The organism is Caballeronia sp. LP006 (genome assembly GCF_031450995.1).
GTDB lineage: Bacteria > Pseudomonadota > Gammaproteobacteria > Burkholderiales > Burkholderiaceae > Caballeronia.
Genome location: NZ_JARTVW010000005.1, coordinates 886,944 through 907,431, shown reverse-complemented (window position 1 = coordinate 907,431; position 20,488 = coordinate 886,944). Strand labels below are relative to the sequence as shown.

Here is a 20,488-nt window from a genome sequence, read left to right as displayed (position 1 = left end):
TGCCGCCAAAATCGCGCATCGGGACGCTCGGATGCGAATCGCTATAATTCGGGATGGCCGAACTCAACGATCCCTCCGCCTACACATTGACCGCAGACGCCGCGCGCGGTTCGCGCGCCATCGCGCCGCTTCCCGACCAGCTCATCAGCCAGATCGCGGCGGGCGAGGTGGTGGAACGGCCGGCATCGGTCGTGAAGGAACTGCTGGAAAACGCGCTCGATGCAGGCGCGCGCACCCTGCGCATCACGCTCGATGAAGGCGGCGTGAAGCGAATCGTCATTGCCGATGACGGCAGCGGCATTCCGCCCAACGAACTTCCGCTCGCGCTTTTACGCCACGCGACCAGCAAAATCCGCTCGCTCGCGGACCTGGAAGCCGTCGCCACGCTCGGCTTTCGCGGCGAGGCAATTGCCTCGATCGCTTCCGTCGCGGAGTTGTTCATCACGAGCCGCACCGAGAGTTGTCCGCACGCGACGCGCATCGACGCGCAAACGGGCGCCATTTCCCCGGCAGCCGGCACGGTCGGCACCACCATGGAAGTGCGCGAGCTGTACTTCAACACGCCCGCGCGGCGCAAGTTCCTCAAGAGCGAACAGACCGAACTCGGGCATTGCCTCGATGTGATCCGGCGCATGGCGCTCGCGCGCCCGGACGTCGCCATTTCGGTGATGCACAACGGCAAGGCCGTCGAGCATTGGAACGCGAGCGATCCGCGGACGCGCGTCGCGAAGATTCTCGGCGAGGTGTTCGAAACCGCGCATCTGCCGCTCGATGAACGCGCCGGGCCGCTCGCCGTCTACGGTTGCGCGGGCCTGCCGACCGCCAGTCGCGGACGCGCCGATCAACAGTATTTCTTCGTCAACGGCCGCTTCGTGCGCGACAAGCTGCTTACGCACGCGGTGCGCGCGGCCTATGAAGACGTGCTGCATGGCAATCGCTATCCGGCCTATGTGCTGTTTCTCGACTTGCCGCCCGAATCGGTGGATGTGAACGTGCATCCGTCGAAGATCGAAGTGCGCTTTCGCGATTCGCGCTCGATTCACCAATACGTGTTTCATGCCGTGCAGCGCGCGCTCGCGCGGCAAGCGGGCGCGTCGCCGGAAACCACGTCGGGCGGGCATGCGGCGCAGTTGTCGCCGACCGGACCGGCTTCGTTCAGCGCAAAGCCTTACGCCACGGGCAGCGGCGATACGGCGCCGATGCGCGGCGAAAACGGCACGTCATGGATGCGCCAGTCGCGCATGACGCAGGGCACCTTGCCTGTCGCGCAGCCGCTTGCGCTGTACGACGCGCTCTTCGGCCGCAAGGACAACGCCGCGCCCGAGGCGTCGCCTTCGGTGGCGTGGGCCGGCGAAAGCGCGCCGGCTTATGCGCCGCGACCCGCTCCGCTCGATCACGCCGATGACCAGCCGCTCGGCTTCGCCGTCGGGCAGATTCACGGCATCTACGTGCTTGCGCAAAACGCGCGCGGACTCGTGATCGTCGACATGCACGCCGCGCACGAACGCATTCTCTACGAGCAGTTCAAGAATGCGCTTGCGGATCGTGCGATCGCCGTGCAGCCGCTTCTCATTCCGGTATCGATGACGGCGGATGCGGTCGAGATCGGCATCGTCGAGGAGGAGCGCGCCACGCTCGATGCGCTCGGCTTCGATCTGGCCGTGCTCTCGCCGACATCGATTGCCATTCGCGCAGTTCCCGCGCTGCTCAAGGATGCCGATCTGCAAGCGCTTGCGCGCGCCGTGCTGGCGGATTTGCAGGCGTATGGCGGGTCGCGCGTGCTCACCGAGCGTCAGCACGAGTTGCTTGGAACGCTCGCGTGCCATCACGCCGTGCGCGCCAACCGGCGCCTTACGCTCGATGAAATGAATGGCCTTTTGCGCCAGATGGAAGCAACCGAACGCGCCGATCAATGCAATCACGGCCGGCCGACGTGGTTTCAACTCACGCTCGCCGACCTCGACCGCCTCTTCATGCGCGGACAATGACGGCTCGTTCCATCGCGTGTTTATTGGGGCCGACGGCATCGGGGAAGACAGCGGCGGCGCTTGCGGTTGCCGCGCGCTCGGCGCGGCCGGTCGAGATTATCAGTGTGGATTCGGCGCTGGTTTATCGCGAGATGGATATCGGCACGGCCAAGCCGAACGCGGAAGAACGCGCGCTGGCCGCGCATCATCTGATCGATATCATCGATCCCTCACAGAGCTATTCCGCCGCGCAGTTTCGCGGCGATGCGCTGCGGCTCGTCGGCGAGATCGTCGCGCGCGGGCATGTGCCGCTGCTGGTCGGCGGCACGATGCTGTACTTCAAGGCGCTCACGCAGGGCTTGAACGACTTGCCTCCCGCCGATGCCGATACGCGCGCTCTTCTGGATGCCGATGCCGCGCGCGACGGCTGGCCGGCGTTGCATGCGCGACTTGCGTCAATCGATCCGCAAACCGCCGCGCGTCTCGCGCCGAATGACTCGCAGCGCATTCAACGCGCGCTCGAAGTGTTCATGCTCACCGGGCAGCCGATGTCGGCGCTGCTTGCCGCGCCGCGCGAGTCTTCGGGCGATGCGCCGTATCGCTTCGTGCCGATTGCACTCGAACCTTCGGATCGCGCGGTGCTGCATGCGCGTATCGCGGCACGCTTCGATGCGATGCTGGCGCACGGTTTCATCGACGAAGTGAAGCGGCTGCGCGCCCGTGGCGACCTCGATCTGTCGATGCCGTCGATGCGTTGCGTGGGTTATCGGCAAGCATGGGAGTATCTCGACGGCGCGACACGCTATGACGAAATGCGCGATAAGGGCGTCTTCGCGACGAGGCAGTTGTGCAAGCGGCAGTTGACGTGGCTGCGTTCGATACCGGAGCGGGCGGTGGTGGATTGTTGCGCGGGGGATGCAACGGAGCGGGCGGTGGCGACGGTGTTAGCGGTCGCGGGGTGAGTGGCGTCAAGAAAAGCGGCGGAACCGGTTCTCGCTTGCGCTTCATGCCTCAAGGCAAAGCCGCGTTATCATTCATGCGTGGCTTCTTATCGTTCCGTCCCATGACCAAACCTTCATCAGCGCTCGAAGTGCATCGCAACGACGTTCGTCGCATCATCGCGGCCAACCATGCGGCAAATCCGCGGGTATTCGGCTCGGTTCTTCACGGCGAAGACGACGACGGCAGCGATCTCGACATTTTGGTTGATGCTCTACAAGGAGCGACGCTTTTCGACCTTGGAGCAATTCAGGTCGAACTGGAAGAACTGCTCGGCGTGCCGGTGGACGTCGTGACACCGCAAGACTTGCCAATGAAGTTTCGATCCGTTGTTCTGAGTGAGGCGCGCGCGGTATGAATGCAAAACAGCGCCAGTTGCGCCTGACCGACTATATCGACCACTTGCTGGACGCTTCGCGAACTGCACGCGGCTACGTTCAGAAGCTGAGCAAGGCAGACTTCGTCGCGAATCGGATGGTTCAGCAGGCAGTTATTCTGAACCTCATCGTAATAGGGGAAGCCGCGGTTCAGATTGAGACCGAGTTTCCCGGCTTCGCGAAAAGCAACGCTACCGTACCGTGGAAAAGCTACGCGGCATGCGCAATCGCATGACACACGGCTATTTCGATACGAATCTGGACATTGTTTGGGAAACGGTGCAAAGCGCGCTGCCCAAACTCGAACGCGTCCTCGCGCAGCCGTCTGAGTAATGTCGTTGCTGTAGTTGAAAAACAAAAACCCCCGCCACCAGCGAGGGTTTTCAACACCGACATCACAACGCGGCAAGCATTCAAACCACCACCGTCTGCGCCTCCCCTTCCGCGCTTTCCCGCACCACACCAATCTGCCAAACCTGTTCACCCGCTGCCGACAGCAAGCCGGTGGCTGCCTGCGCGTCTTCCGCCGCGACGATCACCGCCATGCCGATGCCGCAGTTGAACACGCGATGCATCTCCGCATCCGCGACGCCGCCGTGCTTCTGCAGCCATGCGAACAGCGGCGGCAAAGGCCAAGCGCGATGATCCAGCTCAGCCGTCAACCCTTCGCGCAGCACACGCGGAATGTTTTCGACGAGACCGCCGCCCGTGATATGCGCCATGCCCTTCACGGTCACGGTCTGCATGGCCGACAGCAGCGACTTCACGTAGATGCGCGTGGGCGCCATCAGCGCGTCGGCGAGCGAACGGCCGTCGAAATCGGCGTTCAAGTCGGGATTTGCCCGCTCGATGATCTTGCGCACCAGCGAATACCCATTCGAATGGATACCGCTCGACGCCAGACCCAGCACGACATCGCCCGGCTTGATCGTGCTGCCGTCGATAATCTTGCTCTTCTCCACCGCGCCGACCGCGAAGCCCGCGAGGTCGTACTCGCCGTCCGGGTACATGCCCGGCATTTCCGCCGTCTCGCCGCCGATCAGCGCGCAGCCCGCATATTCGCAACCCTGCGCGATGCCCTTCACCACGTCCGACGCCGTATCCACGTCCAGCTTGCCGCAGGCGAAATAATCGAGGAAAAAGAGCGGTTCCGCGCCCTGCACGAGGATGTCGTTCACGCTCATGGCGACGAGATCCTGGCCCACCGTGTCGTGCCGGTTCAGTTCGAACGCGAGACGCAGCTTGGTGCCGACGCCGTCCGTGCCCGACACGAGCACCGGTTCCTTGTACTTCTTGGGCACTTCGAACAGCGCGCCGAATCCGCCGATGCCGCCCAGCACGCCTTCGCGCAAGGTTTTCTTGGCGAACGGCTTGATCCGGTCGACGAGCGCGTCGCCTGCGTCGATGTCGACGCCCGCATCGCGATACGACAAACCGGGAGCATCAGGGGCGGATTTCGGTTGATTCATGGGGGGAGCGCAAGAAGGTCGGTAAAATGCGATTTTACCCGATGACAGCCGTCCGGCTGGTTTTCCCGCGCGTGCATCGAAGCCTGCCGACGCTCTTTTCGAGATCGAATACGGTCCGGCGAAAGCAGCGGCGCCGCGCGCGAAAGGCGGCCAGCGGCGGCGTTTCGAACATCGGCGCACCCGAACCGCCTGTTTTCAAGACACGACGAAGACAAGACGAAGACACAACCGATCCGCCCAAACAGCCCGAACCGACTCCTTTCTCACGTGCAACGCCAACTGACGCTCGACCTGGGCACACCACCGCCCGCCACCTTCGACAACTTCTTCGCCGCGAGCAACCACGAACTGGTGACGCGCCTGCGCGAGCTCGAAGGCGCGCTCGCGGCCGGACCCGTCGCGGATCGCACGTTCTATATCTGGGGCGAAGCCGGCAGCGGCCGCAGCCATCTGCTGCACGCGCTCGTGTACGAGGCGAACGGCCGCGCGCGCTTTCTGAGCCCGCAAAGCGCGCTGAACGCGTTCGGTTTCGATCCGCGCGTGACGCTCTACGCCGTCGACGATTGCGACGGCCTCTCGCCCGCGCAGCAAATCGCGCTGTTCAATCTCTTCAACGAAGTGCGCGCTTATCCCGCCAGCGCGCTCGTCGCGACCGGCAACGTCGCGCCAATGCAGCTCGCCGTGCGCGAGGACCTGCGCACGCGGCTCGGCTGGGGCCTCGTGTTCCATCTGCTGCCGCTCGCGGATGACGCCAAGGCGTCGGTGCTGCGGCACGCGGCGCGCGAGCGCGGCATCGTGCTGGCCGAAGGCGTGCCCGCTTATCTGCTCACGCATTTCCGGCGCGACATGCCGAGTCTCATGGCGCTGCTCGACGAACTCGACCGCTTCTCGCTCGAAAAAAAGCGCGCCGTGACCATGCCGCTTTTGCGCACCGTGCTCGCGCGCTTCGGCCAGCCTTCGTGGGACCTGGCCGGGTCCGAGACGGAAAGCGCATCGCCCGATTCCATCGACCTGTTCGGCGAGCCTCACGCGCACGCCGCTACAGACAACGCTCCGACCCGCTTCAAGTAAAATGCGCTCCCATGAACCTAGCCCTCTTTGATCTCGACCACACGCTCATTCCCACCGACAGCGACCACGAATGGGGCCGCTTCATGGTCAAGCTCGGTATCGTCGATGCAGACAGCTTCGCGCGGCAAAACGATGCCTTCTACGCTCAATACCAGGCGGGCGTGCTCGATATCAACGCGTATTTGCACGCCATGCTGGGGCCGCTTGCCAAGCATTCGCGCGAGCAACTAGACGACTGGCACGCGCAGTACATGCGCGAGGTGATCAATCCGCGCATCGTCCCGGCTGCCGTCACGCTCGTGCGCGAGCATCAGGATAATGGCGATCTCTGCTGCCTCGTCACCGCGACCAACGCGTTCATCACCGCGCCTATCGCGGAAGCGTTCGGCATCGAAACGCTGATCGCTTGCGAATTCGAAACCGTCGACAACGACCCGCAAGGGGCGCTCACGGGCCGGCCGACCGGCACGCCGAGTTATCGCGAAGGCAAGATCGTGCGGGTCGAGGAATGGCTCGGCACGCTCGGCAAGTCGCTCGCCGACTTCAAACACAGCTATTTTTATAGCGATTCGCACAACGACATCCCGTTGCTCGAACGCGTGACCGACCCGGTCGCAACCAATCCCGACGACACCCTGCGCGCGCATGCGCAAGCCAAAGGCTGGCGCATTCTGAACCTCTTCGATACACGTGATTAAAAAACTCATCCGCAAGCTGTTCGGACAAGAAAGCGCCGATACCACCGATGGCGACGTTCAAGCCAGCGCTTCGTCAGAAACGAAACCGGCTCGCAAGAGCACGCGCAAGAAAACCGTCGCGCCGCCCAAGCGCGATCCGAGCGTGCCGGTCATCCTGTCGTCGGATGTTCATGGCATCGATCCTTCGCTCATCTCGAAGAACGCGGTGCGCGTGACCGACGGGCTGCAACAGGCGGGGCATCGCGCATTCATCGTCGGCGGCGCGGTGCGCGATCTCCTGCTCGGCGTCGCGCCGAAAGACTTCGATGTCGCGACCGACGCCACGCCCGACGAAGTGCAACGGCTTTTCAGGCGCGCGCGCATCATCGGGCGGCGCTTTCAGATCGTGCACGTGCAGTTCGGGCAGGAGATCATCGAGACTTCCACGTTCCGCGCGCTCGTGGATGCACCGCCCGCGCAAACCGCGCCCGCCGCCGAAGCGCCGCGCCGCTACAAGCGCAGCGAACTCGACACGCGCACGCACGCGGTCGACGCGAGCGGCCGCGTCTTGCGCGACAACGTGTGGGGCGAGCAGCACGAAGACGCCACGCGCCGCGACTTCACCATCAACGCGATGTACTACGATCCGGCCACGCAAACCGTGCTGGATTATCACGACGGCATGGCCGACATCCGCGCGCGCCTGTTGCGCATGATCGGCGACCCGGCCACGCGTTATCGTGAAGACCCGGTGCGGATGCTGCGCGTCGTGCGCTTCGCGGCCAAGCTCGGCTTCGAGATCGACGACGCCACGCGCGCGCCCATTCAAGAACTCGCCGATCTCATGGACAACGTGCCCGCCGCGCGTCTGTTCGACGAGATGCTTAAGCTCTTGCTTTCCGGTCACGCATTGGCGTGTCTCACGCGTCTGCGCAAGGAAGGGCTGCATCATGGTGTCCTGCCTTTGCTCGACGTCGTGCTGGAGCAACCGCATGGCGAGAAGTTCGTCACGCTCGCGTTGACGAGCACCGACCAACGCGTGCGCGCGGGCAAGCCGGTGTCGCCGGGCTTTCTATTCGCCACGCTGCTTTGGCACGACGTGCAGACGCGCTGGCAACAGTTCACCGCAGCCGGCGACTATCCGGTGCCGGCGCTGCATCGCGCAATGGACGACGTGCTCGACATGCAGACCGAAAAGCTCGCCATTCACAAGCGTTTTTCGTCGGATATGCGCGAGATCTGGGGGCTTCAGCATCGGCTCGAAAAGCGCGGCCGCACCGCCTTGAAGCTGCTGGAACATCCGCGCTTCAGAGCGGGTTATGATTTCTTGCTGCTGCGTTGCGAGTCGGGCGAACTGGATGCCGAGATCGGTCAATGGTGGACCGATTTCATCGAAGCCGATCACGCCGATCGCGAAGCATTGCTTTCGCAAGGCGGCACGAAAGATCGCGGTCCGAAGAAGCGCCGGCGGCGCAGCAACGCAAAGCGCAAGAACAGCGAGACCGCGGAGCACGAAGCACACGAAGCAGGCGCGGCGAGCGACTCGGGCCCAGTCGAAGGCGCCGACAACGAATAACGCCGCTTTTCGTTACAGTAGCGAATACAGGTTTGCCCCCGGGCCGTATCGCCGGGAACTACCCGCTTTTCGCCGAACGACGGCGTAGGACTTCTGCCATGACGATTGCTTATCTGGGCCTGGGAGCGAATCTCGGCGATGCGCGCCAGACCCTGAAAGACGCAGTCGTGTGTCTCGCCCAGCAGCACACGATCACCGTGCTCGCCAAATCGAGCCTTTACCGCACCGCGCCGATCGACTCTTCGGGCGACGACTATTTCAATTGCGTCGTGAAGCTCGAAACATCGTTGCCGGCGCGCGCGCTTTTGCGTTTGTGTCACCACATCGAGGAACAATTCGGGCGCGAGCGGCCGTATCGCAATGCGCCGCGCACGCTCGACCTCGACATCCTGCTGTATGGCCAGTCGGGCATCGACGAAGCGGACCTGATCGTGCCGCATCCGCGCATGACGGAGCGCGCGTTCGTGCTCGTGCCGCTGCTCGAACTCGAACCCGAACTCGTCATTCCGCAACGCGGCCGCGCCAATGCATTTCTCGCGGGCGTCGCCGATCAGCGTATCGAGCAGGTCGCGACCTGCCAATGTCAGGTGCTCACGCGCGCCGCTCCATCCAGTGCAGCAGAGGCACCCGCTGCCGCCACCAAACCCAATTGCCGATGAGCGCTCCGCCTCTCACTGTCACCGCGCCGCAACTGCGCCCGCCGCACCGCTATATCGCGATCGAAGGTCCTATCGGCGTGGGCAAGACCACGCTTGCAACCTTGCTCGCCGAACGCTGGTCCATGCGCACGCTGTTCGAGCGCCCGCAGGACAACCCGTTTCTCGAACGCTTTTATCGCGACACCACGCGCCATGCGCTCGCGACGCAACTGAGTTTCGCGTTGCAGCGCGTGACGCAGACGCGTGAAGCCGCGGAAATGCTCACCGGCCACACGCCGTTGATCGCGGACTTTCTCACGCAGAAGAGCGAGCTTTTCGCACGCCTCACGCTGCCCGACGACGAGTTCCAGTTGTACAAGGACCTGGCCTCACGCATCGGTACGACCGGGCCCGCGCCGGATTTCGTCGTGTATCTGCAGGCGAGTCCCGAAGTGCTGTTTTCGCGCATTCAAAAACGCGCGCTGCCCATGGAACTGCAGATTTCGGATTCGTATCTGCGCGCACTGTGCGATGCGTATAACGAGTTCTTCTATCACTACGATGCAACGCCGCTGCTCACGGTGAACGCGGAGCATCTGAACCCGCTGACATCGGAAGAAGATCTCGCGTTGCTCGTCGAGCGCATCGAGACCATGCGCGGACGCAAGGAATCTTTCGTGAAAGGCGTGTCGGTCTGAGCGCCAGGCTTGCTGCTGTTTTCCCCTAATCGAGTTTTGAAACGACCATGACGTACTTGCAGGAAACGAGCCGTTCGGCGATCACCGTCCCGAAACTCCAGGCCATGCGTGAAGCCGGCGAGAAAATCGCGATGCTCACGTGCTACGACGCGAGCTTCGCCGCGCTGCTCGATCGCGCGGGCGTCGACGTCATGCTGATCGGCGATTCGCTCGGCAACGTGCTTCAGGGCCATGCGACGACGCTGCCGGTCACGCTCGCGGACATCGCGTATCACACGGCTTGCGTGGCGCGCGGCAGCAAGGGCGCGCTGATCGTCGCGGATATGCCGTTTGGCACCATCGGATCGCGCGAGGAAACCTACGCCAACGCCGTGCAACTGATGCGCGCCGGCGCGCAGATGGTGAAGCTCGAAGGCGGCGAATGGCTTGCGGACACGGTGCGCTTTCTCGTCGAGCGTTCGATTCCCGTATGCGGACACGTCGGTCTCACGCCGCAATCGGTGCACGCGTTCGGCGGGTTCAAGGTGCAGGGCAAGTCCGAAGCGGCCGCCGAGCAAATGCGCCGCGACGCGCTGGCGCTCCAGCAGGCGGGCGCCCGCTTACTCGTGATCGAAGCCGTGCCGACGCTGCTCGCGCGCGAAGTGACCGAAAGTCTGGCGATTCCGACAATCGGCATTGGCGCGGGCATCGACTGCTCGGGACAGGTGTTGGTGCTGCACGACATGCTCGGCATCTTCCACGGCAAGCGTCCGCGTTTCGTCAAGGATTTCATGCAGGGACAGCCGACCATTTTCGCGGCGGTCGACGCGTACGTGCGCGCAGTGCGTGAAGGCACATTCCCCGGCCCGGAACACACCTTCTAATTTTTTTGACGCCGATTGCGTTTTGTCGTACATATGGCGAGATTCTTGCAAAGTAAGCTGCGAACAGTCACCAAGAACGAGAACAGCCATGTGGCAAGTCCTTCCCGATGAATATATCCGCGCGCAGATGGCCGTCGGCGCGCTCGTCGTTTTCGGCGTCGCGCGCGTCGTTGCGGCGGCAATTGGCGCGCAGCGTGGCTGGCGCATTCCTGTCGTTACTAACTGGTTCATTGGCGTGGCGGGCATTTTCTGCGCGCCGCAAATGCTCGAAGTGCTGCTCGTTGCAAGCTCGCACACGGCTTATGTCGAATTGCAGGGGAAAGTGATCGGCTGCGCGGTGGCGCTGTTCTGCGCGCCGATCGTCAGCCATCGGCTGGGATACGAGTAAGCGTTCGAAACGCGTTCAGCCGGCGAGTGCCGCGCCCGGCACGCCGTGAGACAACACCGACGCCGTGGCGAACACGCAAAGCATCAGCACCGCTTCAAGGCGCATCACGTTGATGACCGTGTGCGCATCCATCGTCGATGCCGTGCGCTGCAGGCGCGGCAACACCGACCAGCGGTTGAGCGCGCCCAAGGCGAGCGCCGCCAGAACCAGTCCCGTTTTCACGATCAGCGCGTGCCCCCAGTTGCTGTCGAGGAGCACCGCCGCCGATCCGTCCGTGCCGCGCCACGCGTTGAACACGCCCGTCGCGATGATGACGATCACCGCGAGCGTCGCCGCCCGCGACATGCGCGCGACGTTGCGAATCAACGACGCACGCGCCACCGATGTTCCGAGCGCCGGCAACATCGCCAGCGCGCCCACGATGACGATCCCGCCCCACACGCCCGTGGCAAGCAGATGCAGCGTCTGCACGGCTTCGGCGAGGGAAAACGCACCGGCATCGGCGGCATGGCCGATAGCCGCTTTCCCTGCAGCGGCCACGAGCGCGCCGAAGATCGCGAACCCTGTCTTCGATGCGCCTTGCGGTCTGCCCGTCGCGCAGGCCAGCACGATCACCAGGCCGCCCGCCAACGCCACCAGCCAGCCGATGCCCGCTTGCGTGCTAGTCGCGACGAGCCACAGCGACGCGCCCGCATCGCTGACAGGCGAACCGCTCATCGCCGCGGCCTGAAGCCACAAGCACACGAAGTTGCAAGCCACGAAGGTAATTGCGGCCACGGTTCCGGCACGCGCTGCATGCCGCCAACCCCGATGCGCAGGCGAAACGACCGCGTGCGCTCTTTCGCCGCAGAGCCACGCGTCGAGGAGCGCCGCGCCAAGCGCACAGGCAAACGCGGTATCGCTCAATGCTCCGAATACGACCTGCGCGAGCCAGAGAAAGTCGAAATCGCCGTTCATGGAGCCGCCGTGGACGCTTCGGGAACGCCAATTGTTGGATGTGAGGCTGGGGAAATCATGGAAGAACCTGCGAGTCTCGGCCCGCGCAGTCTAAACGAACGCACCTTGCGCGGCACCATTGAAAGGTCTTGAACCTGTGCATCGAGCTTCCTAAGCTTGCCGTGAGAATGGAGTGCAGCGACCCCGTTTTTCGCACGAAGAAAGTCGATGCTTTGTCGACATGCATTTGTGTTGCGCTATGTCAAAGTTCTTGGTTGCGACGCGGCAGATTGTCGCGATTGCACCTCAGTGAGGGCGGAAAGTTGTGTCAAATAGTCATCATCATGCATCGATGATAGAATTCCGCGTCGCATCAGAGGCTCGTCGAGCCACTATGGCCGTGGCCCGCCACCCTCCGCCACCCAACGCGTGGCCGTGGTTCGCCACCTTCGCACCGAGCCGCACGAAGCTCGGCAGGTCCCCGAATTTCATGGAGTGTCGCGTGTTTTCAAGACGCATTTTTCGTCCGCTGCTCGCTTTGGCCGTCGTCAGCAGCGCCGGCGTATTCGGCGCGGGTCAGGCACAAGCCCAGGCGCAGAACCAGCCGATCGCCCCGGACACCATGGCAGCGCGCGTGCAAGGCTGCACGGCATGTCACGGTGTTCATGGCGAAGGCACGGACAATGACTATTTCCCGCGTCTTGCCGGCAAGCCTGCCGATTATCTGTACAACCAGCTCCAGAATTTCCGCGAAGGCCGGCGCAAGTATCCGCCTATGAACTACCTCGTCACGTATCTATCGGACGACTACCTTCATCAGATTGCCGGATACTTCTCGAGCCAGCGCCCGCCGTATCCGCCGCCCGCCAAGACGAATGTTTCGGCTTCCACGCTTGCGCGCGGCCAGCAAATCGTGCTGAACGGCGATGCATCGAAGAACATTCCCGCCTGCGCGGCCTGTCACGGCAAGGGTCTGACCGGCATGCAGCCGGCCATTCCGGGCCTCGTCGGGTTGCACTCGGATTACATCAGCGCGCAAGTCGGCGCATGGAAATCGGGCACGCGCCACGCGAAAGCGCCTGACTGCATGCAGCAAATCGCCTCGCGCCTGACCGACGACGACGTGACCGCCGTCGCTGCCTGGCTCTCTACGCAAACCGCACCCGCCAACCCGGTGCCCGCGCCCGCTGGCTCGTTGAAGATGCCGCTGACCTGCGGCAGCGAACCGCAATAAGGCGTCTGGAGCGACAACATAATGAAACGCAAGTCTCTGTTCGCACTCTCCTCGGCTGTCGTGGTGGCAGCCGTCGCAGCCGCCGCCGTCCTCTGGTCGGGCGGCGACAACCTGCATTCGGGCGGCGCCGTCGCGGCGACGCCTACCGACAAAGCCGCGCTGATCAAACAAGGCGAATACCTCGCGCGCGCCGGCGACTGTATCGCGTGCCACACGGTGCGCGGCGGCAAGGAATTCGCGGGCGGCCTGCCCATGGCGACGCCGTTCGGCACCATGTTCACGCCGAACATCACGCCGGACGATCAATTCGGCATCGGCAAATGGACGTCGGACGACTTTTATCGCGCGATGCACACCGGCCGCTCGAAGGACGGCAGTCTGCTCTATCCAGGCTTCCCGTTCACGAGCTACACGAAGGTCACGCGCGCCGATTCGGACGCAATCTACGCGTATCTGCGCTCCGTCCCGCCGGTCAACGAAGCGAGCCGTCCGCATGAACTGCGCTTCCCGTTCAACAACCGCAATCTGCTGATCGGCTGGCGCACCCTGTTCTTCAGCGAAGGCGAGTACAAGCCGGACCCGACCAAATCGGTCGAATGGAACCGCGGCGCGTATCTGGTCGAAGGCCTCGGCCATTGCGCCATGTGCCATACGTCGATCAACGCCATGGGCGGTCCGGTCAGCTCGGCGGCATTTGCCGGCGGTCTGATTCCGCTGCAAAACTGGTATGCGCCGTCGTTGACGTCGAACAAGGAAGCCGGTCTCGGCGACTGGGACATCAAGGACATCAACGACTTGCTGAAGTCCGGCGTGTCGCAGCGTGGCGCGGTATTCGGCCCGATGGCTGAAGTCGTCCACAACAGCTTGCAGTACATGACCGACGGCGACATCAACGCGATCTCGACGTATCTCAAGTCGATTCCGCAAAAGAAGGAAGCGCCGGAGTCGTTGCAGCTCGAAACCTCCGAGAAGTTCGGCGGCGAATTGCTGACCATGGGCAAGAAGGTCTACACCGAGAACTGCGCGAAGTGTCACCAGGAGAATGGTCTTGGCAAGCCGCCGGCATATCCGCCGCTCGCGAATAACCAGTCCATCCAGATGCCGTCGGCCGTCAACCCGATTCGCATGACGCTCAACGGTGGTTATCCGCCGAGCACGGGTGGCAACCCGATGCCGCACGGCATGCCGCCGTTCGCGCAGTCGTTGTCGGATACGGAAGTGGCCGCGGTCGTGACGTACATCCGTATGTCGTGGGGCAATCACGGCACGCCGGTGTCGCCGCAGCAGGTGAGTAATCTGCGTTCGGCGCCGCTCGACTGACATTCGGGAAAGACAGCGTACAATACGCATTGGGGCGCAGCCTTCAACTTAGGCCGCGCCCCTTGTCTTTTGTGGCGCGTCACCGGCGCGTCTTTCGGTATGGATCGGGCATGTACGTAGGCGAGCGGTTCAACAGCATCAGCCATTTGATCGGCACGGTCTTGTCGATCGCCGGTCTGGTGGCGCTCGTCGTCATGGGTGCGTTGGACGGCGATGCCTATAAGGTCGTGAGCTTCGCCATCTATGGCGCCATGCTCTGCGCGCTCTACCTGATTTCGACGCTGTACCACTGCGTGCGCTCGCCTCGCCTAAAGTCGATTCTGCAAAAGTGCGACCATTCGGCAATTTATTTGCTGATAGCAGGCAGCTACACACCGTTTACACTAGTGACATTGCGCGGTCCCTGGGGCTGGTCGCTATTCGGCGTAAGCTGGGGCCTCGCGGTTCTCGGCATTACGCAGGAACTCACGCTCGGGCGCCGAACCCGCAGCGTTTCGATGGTGCTGTACGTGTTGATGGGCTGGCTCGCGCTCGTAGCCGTCCGTCCGCTCGTGACGGCGCTGCCGCCCGCGGGCACCGCGTGGCTGGTGGCGGGCGGCGTGATCTATAGCGCCGGTATCTACTTTTTTATCAACGACGAGCGTATCCGGCACGGCCACGGTATCTGGCATCTGTTCGTGCTGGCGGGCAGTCTCTGTCAGTTCGTGAGCGTCGCGCGCTATGTCGCGTGAAACGGCGAACAGCGAGTGAGCCCGGGCATCGCGGCTTCATCGATGCAACTTACGGCCAGCCGGCGTGTCTTGATAACGCGTCGAATCCCCGCGGCAACGCTTCGCGCTCGTCGATGAATCGATGAACGCTCGATGGCAAGCCGCCCGATTTTTTTCCGAGCGTCGCACATGCGCGCAACCGGCAGAACCACGGTTCGCCGCAACGTCATTCGCATGCACGCCGTTCGACACAACGAATTCGAAAATCCCTTATGTCCTTTGATTCACTCGGCCTGTCCGAACCTCTGCTACGCGCTGTCAACGAACTGGGCTACACCGTTCCGACCCCGATCCAGCTCCAGGCCATCCCCGCCGTTCTGAAGGGCGGCGATCTCCTGGCGGGCGCGCAGACCGGCACGGGCAAGACCGCCGGCTTCACGCTGCCCATCCTGCAACGTCTTTCGCAACTGGCGCCCGCTGCCGCCGGAACGAAGCGTCCGATCCGCGCGCTCATCCTCACGCCGACGCGCGAACTCGCCGCGCAGGTCGAGGAAAGCGTGCGCGCCTACGGCAAATATCTGAAGCTCAAGTCGACCGTGATGTTCGGCGGCGTGGGCATCAACCCGCAGATCGACGCGTTGAAGCGCGGCGTCGATATCGTCGTGGCAACGCCGGGACGTTTGCTCGATCACATGCAGCAGAAGACCATCGACGTGTCGCAGCTCGAGATTCTCGTGCTCGACGAAGCCGATCGCATGCTCGACATGGGCTTCATTCACGACATCAAGCGCGTGCTCGCGCGCCTGCCCGCGAAGCGTCAGAACCTGCTGTTCTCGGCTACTTTCTCGGATGAAATCAAGGCGCTGGCCGACAGCCTGCTCGATTCGCCCGCGCTGATCGAAGTCGCGCGCCGCAATACGACGGCCGAGCGTATCGAACAAAAGATTTATCCGGTGGATCGCGACCGAAAGCGCGAGATGCTCACGCATCTGATCCGCACGAACAACTGGTTCCAGGTGCTCGTGTTCACGCGCACGAAGCACGGCGCGAACCGGCTTGCCGAGCAATTGGGCAAGGACGGCATCAGCGCGCTTGCGATTCACGGCAACAAGAGTCAGTCGGCGCGTACGCGTGCGCTGGCCGAGTTCAAGGATCAGACCTTGCAGGTGCTCGTCGCCACCGACATCGCGGCGCGCGGTATCGATATCGATCAGTTGCCGCACGTGGTCAACTTCGATCTGCCGAACGTGCCGGAAGATTACGTGCACCGTATCGGCCGCACGGGTCGCGCGGGCGCGGATGGCGAAGCGGTATCGCTCGTCTGTGTGGACGAGCTTCAGTTGCTTAAGGACATCGAGCGTCTGATCAAGCGCCCGATTCCGCAGGAAGTGATTCCCGGCTTCGAGCCGGACCCGGATGCGCGTCCCGAACCGATTCAGCGCCGCAGCCAAGGGCGCGGCGGTCCGCGTGAAGGCGGCGAAGCGAAGCGCAGCAGCGCCCCGCGACGCGAAGGCGAAGCGAAGCGCGGTGGCGGCGAAGCACGACGCGATGGCAGCCGTGCAAGCGGCGCGGCATCTGGCGAAGCGCGCGGCAGTGGCAAGCCGGCGAACGGTAATCGCAACGGCGGATCGCAAGCAGCGAATTCACGCGATGGCCGCGATGCACGCGGTCCCAAGCCTGCCGGCGCGAAGCCCGCCGCTCCCAACGCCAATGCAGGCGCGGCAACGCGCCGTCCGGATGCGGCACGCGCGGCGAATCCGAACGCAAAGGCCGGTAATCCCGGCGCGCTGCTCGGCGGCAAGGCGCGCAGCGACAGCGGCGGCGCGCGGCGCGACGGCATGCGCTCGGGCGGCCGCGGACGTTAAGTATTCGTAGGTGTGTTTCAGGCGGCAGCGCTCGCTGCCCGCTTCAGCCAGTCAAGCTGCTCACGCCAGCGCGTGGGCACGCTCTCGGTCTCCGTCAGTTCGAACGTAATCCCGCTCTTCAAACGCGCATAGGCGACACGTTGCGCTTCGCCGCTTTCGATCGTGGCGACAAAGCATGCGAGCGGGACATCGTCGAGCGCCACGCGGCGCGTATCCAGTTGAACCTGAAAGAACGCTTCGTCGAATACGAAGGCGATGGTCGCGCGCCCGCTCGCGGCGATCGCCTGCGCGGTACGCGAGCCGGGCCACAACGCGAACACGAGCGTGCGCGCGTCGGGCGCGAGCAGCTCGCCCGCACTTAGGAGCGCGGTGCGGACGCGCCCGCCGCTGTCGACGGCACATAGCGACGCCGTGAAGCCGACGGGCGCGCCGGTCAGCGTGCCATCGAAGAGCGTCCTGAGTTCAGGCGGCCATTCATCGAAAGGCGTTTGCGACGAGAGTTCGGCCTGACGCGGCGTGGCATCGGTCATGGGGAAATGACTTGAAAGGCAGATCCACCGAATGCCCGCATGAACCTGAGCGGGCATCGTCCTGATTAGCGGAAAAACAACTGCGTGATCTTGGCAAGCGGATAGTGAACGCCCGGCTGAATACGCGCGGGCAGATCGAGCGGCTTCAGTAGCATCTTGATGCACTGATCCGCCGAAAGATTGCGCCGCACGAGCGCGTTCACCTGCGCGAACAGTTCGCGGTTATAGCTCGAGTCCTTGACGCGCTCGGGATAACGCACCGCAAACACGTGCCGTAGCGCGATCTCCGAGTCTTCGCTCTTCAGTTCCATCACGCGACGGATCAACGCGCCAAGCACGGCGAGACGCCCGTTGCCTTCGATCTTGTTCCACTTCTTGAAGAAGCGGAAAAAGTGCTTGTAGTGGCGCACTTCGTCTGTGCGGATGTTGTCGGTAATCTCCTTCAACACCGGCTCGTCCGAGCAGTCGTTGATCGCGCGATACAGCGTGGCCGTGCCCGTTTCGACAACACACCGTGCCACCATTTCGAGCGCACGCTTTTTCTCAAACGCTTCGTAGGAACACGTTAGCGAGTACTCGTCGAAGAAGCTCTTGAAAGCCCGGTCCCAGTCGAATTCCGGCCAGATGTGGTTGATGTAAATCTTGAGCGCCCGGCCGTGCTGCATTTCTTCGGGCTCCCATTCGTCGTTCAGCCACGCCGAAATCTCGGGGTCATCGTGAAAATACTTGCTGAGATTGCTCGTGTAGAGATCCGTGCCGCTCTCGATGAATGAGCATGCGCACAACAGCAAAAGAAGATGTTCGTTGGATGCCGCCTTCTGACGATCGATCCGGTTGAGATCGATGTCTTCGATGCGCCACGGCATCACATGGGTACTATCGGTGTGCATGTATCGCGCTCCCTGGATGGACTGAACGCGCCATCGGCCAACAAGAGCGGGCCGAGGTTCAGGCGACGCCGCGAACCATTCGGCTCGGGCGACTTCAACTTCGCGTCTTAACGGCTTGTTTTTCCATCTTAGCCGTCCTGCAATGAATTTGCAGACATGGGGACAGACTTGCGCCGCATCAGCGCAGTTCCGTCTATGTCAAATTCTCACGAGTCGATGCGCAAGAACGGCTGGCGCACGAAGGAGCACGAAATGTGCCGCCAAGGGAGGTTGCGCGATTTGGCGTCGACGACGCGCCTGCCGCCGTGATTAGCTGCCGGCGCGTGCATGCTCAGAAGCCGGCCGCGAGCCCGTCGCGTCGACTGTCGCTTGCGGCAACGTAACCACGCTCTGGATCGTGGCGATCCAGCTTCCAGATGTATTGTCCCGAGCCGAAATCCATGTATGGATCGTCGACCGACTTGATGGTGTGGCCGAGCCCTTCGAGCGCGCGGGCCGTTTCGAGGTCGAGTGTCGCTTCGATATCGATCGTGAAATCGTGATTCACCTTCCAGCGCGGCGCGTCACAGGCGGCCTGAGGCTGTTGCCCGTAGTCGAGCATGCGCACGATCGACTGCAGATGTCCTTGCGGCTGCATGTCGCCGCCCATCACACCGAAGCTCATGACGGCCTCGCGCTGGCCATCCACTTCTTGCGTGAGGAACGCAGGAATGATCGTGTGGAACGGCCGCTTGCCGCCCTCGACCACGTTCGCTGACTTCGGGTCCATCGAGAACCCGCAACCGCGGTTTTGCAGCGAGATGCCCGTATCCGGCACGACCACGCCCGAGCCAAAACCCATGTAGTTCGATTGAATGAAGCTCACCATCATGCCGCGCTCGTCGGCGACCGACATGTAGATGGTGCCGCCCGCTTTCGGCATGCCGAAGTCGAAATGCCTTGCCTTGTTCGGATCGATCAGCTTGGCGCGTTCCGTGAGGTAGGCGTCGTCGAGCATTTGCTCGGGCGTGACTTCCATCGAGCGCGGATCGGCGACATAGCGATATACATCCGCGAACGCGAGTTTCATCGCCTCGATCTGCAGATGCTGCGACTCGATGCGGTCGACGGTCAGCGCGCGGACATCGAACTTGTCGAGGATGCCAAGCGCGATGAGCGCCGCGATTCCCTGTCCGTTCGGCGGAATCTCGTGCACGGTGTAGCCGCGATAATCCTTCTGAATCGGCTCGACCCACTCGGCGCGGTAGTTTCGGAGATCGTCCATGGTCATGGCGCCGCCGCCCTGCCGCGAGAACGCAGCGATGCGCTCGGCGCTTTCGCCTTCGTAAAACGCGCGCGGGCCGTGCTCCGCGAGCCGTCGCAACGTGTTCGCATGGCCGGGAAAACGCACGAGTTCGCTGACTTCGGGCGCGCGTCCACGCGGCATGAAGACATCCGCGAAACCTGGCTGGTCTTTCAGTTCAGGCACGGCGGCCGCCCATTTATAGGCGACGATGCTGGCCACCGCGTGTCCGCGCTCCGCGATTTCGATGGCCGGTTCCATCAAATCGGCGAATGGCAGCGAACCGAACTTCGCGTGAAGCGCTTCCCATCCGGCGATGACGCCGGGCACCGTCACCGCGTCCCAGCCGCGTTTGGGCTGACGGGCAAGACCGTTCTCTTCGCCGTATTTGTTGCGGAAGTAGTCCACGTTCCAGGCCGCTGGCGCCACGCCCGAAGCATTCAGTCCATGCAATTTGTTGCCATCCCAGACCAGCGCGAACGCGTCGCCGCCGAGCCCGCATGAAACCGGCTCGACGACCGTGATGGCGGCCGCTGCGGCGATGGCCGCATCCACGGCGTTACCGCCCTTCCAGAGCATGCGCAAGCCAGCTTGAGCGGCCAGCGGATGCGACGTCGAAACGATATTGCGCGCAAAAACCGGCAAGCGCGGAGTCGGATAAGGGTTCTGCCAGTTGAAACGAGTCATGTGATTGATGTCCGGATTAACAGCGAGCCGATCTGGTCTGACGGCTTGCCGCGTCGATCAGCCGACAGTTCAAAAGAACGAATGGTGCATTGTCTGCTTAATTCAAAGCAAATTCATTTGCCGCCGCAATTGATGAGTCAATGGCATGGCGCTGAAAAAGACCTAGTTTGAGGTGTTTGCAGTGCGGCAAAACCTTCAAGTAATTTCTTCAAGTTCGGCTGACTTGGGACCCGCTTGCGCGACGAGGAAATGTCAAAGCCAAAATTTTCACCGGGAGTTTGGCACTCTTCAGACGCTTGCCTACAATCCGA

Annotated in this window: 19 protein-coding genes and 1 pseudogene; 15 read left to right on the top strand and 5 right to left on the bottom strand. The window is 62.9% G+C overall.

The annotated features are described in order from the left end of the window. The first annotated feature begins 53 nt into the window (after positions 1–53). The 4 genes and pseudogenes from mutL (at position 54) to P9250_RS20940 (ending at position 3,676) form a co-directional block, all read left to right on the top strand. Complete coding sequence (mutL, locus tag P9250_RS20955; protein WP_310394959.1) at positions 54–1,988, top strand: DNA mismatch repair endonuclease MutL; 1,935 nt, start codon at positions 54–56, stop codon at positions 1,986–1,988. Next, positions 1,985–2,929: a tRNA (adenosine(37)-N6)-dimethylallyltransferase MiaA gene (miaA, locus tag P9250_RS20950; protein ID WP_310394957.1), complete on the top strand. Its 945-nt coding sequence runs from the start codon at positions 1,985–1,987 to the stop codon at positions 2,927–2,929. The genes mutL and miaA overlap by 4 nt, the downstream gene beginning before the upstream one ends. Before the next feature lie 101 nt (positions 2,930–3,030). Beyond that, on the top strand, positions 3,031–3,324 hold the full coding sequence (locus tag P9250_RS20945; protein ID WP_250463250.1) for a nucleotidyltransferase family protein: 294 nt from the start codon (positions 3,031–3,033) through the stop codon (positions 3,322–3,324). Next, a pseudogene (locus tag P9250_RS20940) lies at positions 3,321–3,676 on the top strand (DUF86 domain-containing protein). Before P9250_RS20945 ends, P9250_RS20940 begins: the two are co-directional and overlap by 4 nt. Before the next feature lie 80 nt (positions 3,677–3,756). Here P9250_RS20940 and purM read toward each other — a convergent pair. After that, positions 3,757–4,812 (bottom strand): phosphoribosylformylglycinamidine cyclo-ligase, encoded by a 1,056-nt coding sequence (gene purM / locus P9250_RS20935; protein WP_310394954.1) that lies wholly within the window; start codon positions 4,810–4,812, stop codon positions 3,757–3,759. Positions 4,813–5,079: 267 nt separating this feature from the next. Between purM and hda the strand changes: the two genes are divergently transcribed. The 7 genes from hda (at position 5,080) to P9250_RS20900 (ending at position 10,723) form a co-directional block, all read left to right on the top strand. After that, complete coding sequence (gene hda / locus P9250_RS20930; protein ID WP_244827083.1) at positions 5,080–5,883, top strand: DnaA regulatory inactivator Hda; 804 nt, start codon at positions 5,080–5,082, stop codon at positions 5,881–5,883. Between the two features lie 11 nt (positions 5,884–5,894). Beyond that, on the top strand, positions 5,895–6,581 hold the full coding sequence (locus tag P9250_RS20925; protein ID WP_244827082.1) for an HAD family phosphatase: 687 nt from the start codon (positions 5,895–5,897) through the stop codon (positions 6,579–6,581). Continuing rightward, the gene (pcnB, locus tag P9250_RS20920; RefSeq protein WP_310394952.1) at positions 6,574–8,136 is read left to right on the top strand and encodes a polynucleotide adenylyltransferase PcnB; all 1,563 of its coding nucleotides are present in this window, start codon (positions 6,574–6,576) and stop codon (positions 8,134–8,136) included. Before P9250_RS20925 ends, pcnB begins: the two co-directional genes overlap by 8 nt. A 98-nt stretch (positions 8,137–8,234) precedes the next feature. Next, the gene (gene folK / locus P9250_RS20915; RefSeq protein ID WP_250463170.1) at positions 8,235–8,795 is read left to right on the top strand and encodes a 2-amino-4-hydroxy-6-hydroxymethyldihydropteridine diphosphokinase; all 561 of its coding nucleotides are present in this window, start codon (positions 8,235–8,237) and stop codon (positions 8,793–8,795) included. Further along, positions 8,792–9,472, top strand: coding sequence for a deoxynucleoside kinase (locus tag P9250_RS20910; RefSeq protein ID WP_244827079.1), 681 nt, complete (start codon positions 8,792–8,794; stop codon positions 9,470–9,472). The genes folK and P9250_RS20910 overlap by 4 nt, the downstream gene beginning before the upstream one ends. A gap of 47 nt (positions 9,473–9,519) precedes the next feature. After that, positions 9,520–10,335: a 3-methyl-2-oxobutanoate hydroxymethyltransferase gene (gene panB / locus P9250_RS20905; RefSeq protein WP_244827078.1), complete on the top strand. Its 816-nt coding sequence runs from the start codon at positions 9,520–9,522 to the stop codon at positions 10,333–10,335. An 88-nt stretch (positions 10,336–10,423) separates the two neighbouring features. Then, the gene (locus tag P9250_RS20900) at positions 10,424–10,723 is read left to right on the top strand and encodes a hypothetical protein (RefSeq protein WP_244827077.1); all 300 of its coding nucleotides are present in this window, start codon (positions 10,424–10,426) and stop codon (positions 10,721–10,723) included. 15 nt (positions 10,724–10,738) lie between these two features. Here P9250_RS20900 and P9250_RS20895 read toward each other — a convergent pair whose 3' ends face one another. After that, a complete protein-coding gene (locus P9250_RS20895; protein ID WP_310394949.1) occupies positions 10,739–11,680 on the bottom strand; it encodes a CopD family protein in 942 nt (313 codons plus the stop codon). Between the two features lie 469 nt (positions 11,681–12,149). Between P9250_RS20895 and P9250_RS20890 the strand changes: the two genes are divergently transcribed. The 4 genes from P9250_RS20890 (at position 12,150) to P9250_RS20875 (ending at position 16,788) form a co-directional block, all read left to right on the top strand. Beyond that, the gene (locus tag P9250_RS20890; protein WP_244827960.1) at positions 12,150–12,893 is read left to right on the top strand and encodes a cytochrome c; all 744 of its coding nucleotides are present in this window, start codon (positions 12,150–12,152) and stop codon (positions 12,891–12,893) included. A gap of 21 nt (positions 12,894–12,914) precedes the next feature. Then, positions 12,915–14,213, top strand: a complete 1,299-nt coding sequence (locus P9250_RS20885; protein ID WP_250463157.1) for a cytochrome c — start codon at positions 12,915–12,917, stop codon at positions 14,211–14,213. Between the two features lie 110 nt (positions 14,214–14,323). After that, the gene (gene trhA / locus P9250_RS20880) at positions 14,324–14,944 is read left to right on the top strand and encodes a PAQR family membrane homeostasis protein TrhA (protein WP_250463154.1); all 621 of its coding nucleotides are present in this window, start codon (positions 14,324–14,326) and stop codon (positions 14,942–14,944) included. Positions 14,945–15,195: 251 nt separating this feature from the next. Further along, the gene (locus P9250_RS20875; RefSeq protein WP_310394948.1) at positions 15,196–16,788 is read left to right on the top strand and encodes a DEAD/DEAH box helicase; all 1,593 of its coding nucleotides are present in this window, start codon (positions 15,196–15,198) and stop codon (positions 16,786–16,788) included. 17 nt (positions 16,789–16,805) lie between these two features. Here P9250_RS20875 and P9250_RS20870 read toward each other — a convergent pair whose 3' ends face one another. The 3 genes from P9250_RS20870 to ggt all read right to left on the bottom strand — a co-directional run bounded on the left by P9250_RS20870 (position 16,806) and on the right by ggt (position 20,177). Further along, a complete protein-coding gene (locus P9250_RS20870) occupies positions 16,806–17,318 on the bottom strand; it encodes a hypothetical protein (RefSeq protein WP_310394946.1) in 513 nt (170 codons plus the stop codon). A gap of 65 nt (positions 17,319–17,383) precedes the next feature. After that, positions 17,384–18,208 carry a ferritin-like domain-containing protein gene (locus tag P9250_RS20865; protein ID WP_309841443.1) on the bottom strand — a complete coding sequence of 275 codons (825 nt, stop codon included), beginning with the start codon at positions 18,206–18,208 and terminating at the stop codon, positions 17,384–17,386. 331 nt (positions 18,209–18,539) lie between these two features. Beyond that, entirely contained in the window at positions 18,540–20,177 is a 1,638-nt protein-coding gene (gene ggt, locus P9250_RS20860; protein WP_310394944.1) for a gamma-glutamyltransferase, read from the bottom strand. Positions 20,178–20,488: the final 311 nt, after the last annotated feature.